The sequence below is a fragment of the Promicromonospora kroppenstedtii DSM 19349 genome, assembly GCF_000515355.1.
Taxonomy (GTDB): domain Bacteria; phylum Actinomycetota; class Actinomycetes; order Actinomycetales; family Cellulomonadaceae; genus Promicromonospora; species Promicromonospora kroppenstedtii.
The window spans coordinates 55,129-56,401 of the sequence record NZ_KI911694.1 but is presented as its reverse complement, the minus strand read 5'-3'; the positions used below and the strand labels follow the sequence as shown (position 1 = coordinate 56,401).

The following is a 1,273-nucleotide window of genomic DNA, read 5'->3' as shown; positions in this document are numbered from 1 at the left end:
GACGCCGTCCGTCGACGACGCGGCGGCGTCGCCGCGAGCCTCCGGCAGGGTCGGCGCGAGCCAGCAGCGCGTGTGGAACGGGCAGCCGGACGGCGGGTCGACCGGCGAGGGCGGGTCGCCCTCCAGCACGATCCCGCCGATGTCTGGCCGCTTTTCGCTGGTCGAGCCTTCGCTGGTCGGGGCCTTGACCAGCCGCACCGACGGGTCGGGTACCGGCACCGCGGACAGCAGCGCCTGCGTGTAGGGGTGGCGCGCGCCGTCGTACACGTCGGCCTCGGGGCCCTGCTCGACGATGCGGCCCAGGTACATGACGGCGACGTCGTGGGCGATGTGCCGCACCACGCCGAGGTCGTGGGCCACGAACAGGTACGACAGGCCGAGCTCCTCCTGGAGGTCTTCCAGCAGGTTGATCACCTGGCCCTGCACGGAGACGTCGAGTGCCGAGACCGGCTCGTCGCAGACCAGGATCTTGGGCCGCAGGGCGAGCGCGCGGGCGATCCCGACGCGCTGCCGCTGCCCGCCCGAGAACTGGTGCGGGTACCGGTTCGCGTGGTCGGGGTCCAGGCCCACGAGCTCCAGCAGCTCGCCCACCGCGGCTCGTCGTCCGCCCGCCGGGTCGATGCCGTGGATGGCGAACGGCTCGCCCACGATCTCGCTCACCGACATCCGCGGGTTCAGGGACGTGTACGGGTCCTGGAACACCATCTGGACGTCCCGGCGGAGCTGCTTGCGGCCTGCCCGGGACCGGCCTGTGACGTCCTCGCCGTCCACCAGCACCTGCCCGCTGGTCGGCGTCTCGACGCCCACCAGCACGCGGGCGAGCGTCGACTTGCCCGATCCGGACTCGCCGACCAGACCCAGCGTGCGGCCCCGGTCCAGGGTGAGCGAGACGCCGTCGACGGCCTTCACGGTCGCCGTCGAGCGGCGCAGCAGCCCCGAGCGCACCGGGTAGTGCTTGACGAGGTCGCGGACCTCGAGCACCGCCTGGTCGTTCGCAGGCCGCTCGTCGACGAGCCCGGCGCCCGCCGGTCGTGACTCAGTCATCGGGGTCTCCCTTCGGCTCGGGCACCGGCCCACCGGGCGCCGATGCCGTCACATCGGCCGCAGGGGTCGGCTCCCGTCCGGCCATGATGTCCGACGCGAAGTGGCACAGCGACATCCGGCCGGGCGCCGGGGTCGCCTGCGGTGGGACGTCGGTGCGGCAGACGTCGCGCACGGCGTCGCAGCGCGGGTGGAACGGGCAGCCCGCCGGCATCGCGGCCGGGCTGGGTGG

1 protein-coding gene is annotated in these 1,273 nt (G+C 73.9%); it reads right to left on the bottom strand.

Annotated features, from left to right (window positions below):
- On the bottom strand, nucleotides 1-1,044 hold a 1,044-nt coding region (locus PROKR_RS35250), incomplete at its 3' end, for an ABC transporter ATP-binding protein (RefSeq protein ID WP_051433093.1).
- Between the last annotated feature and the right edge of the window lie 229 nt (nucleotides 1,045-1,273).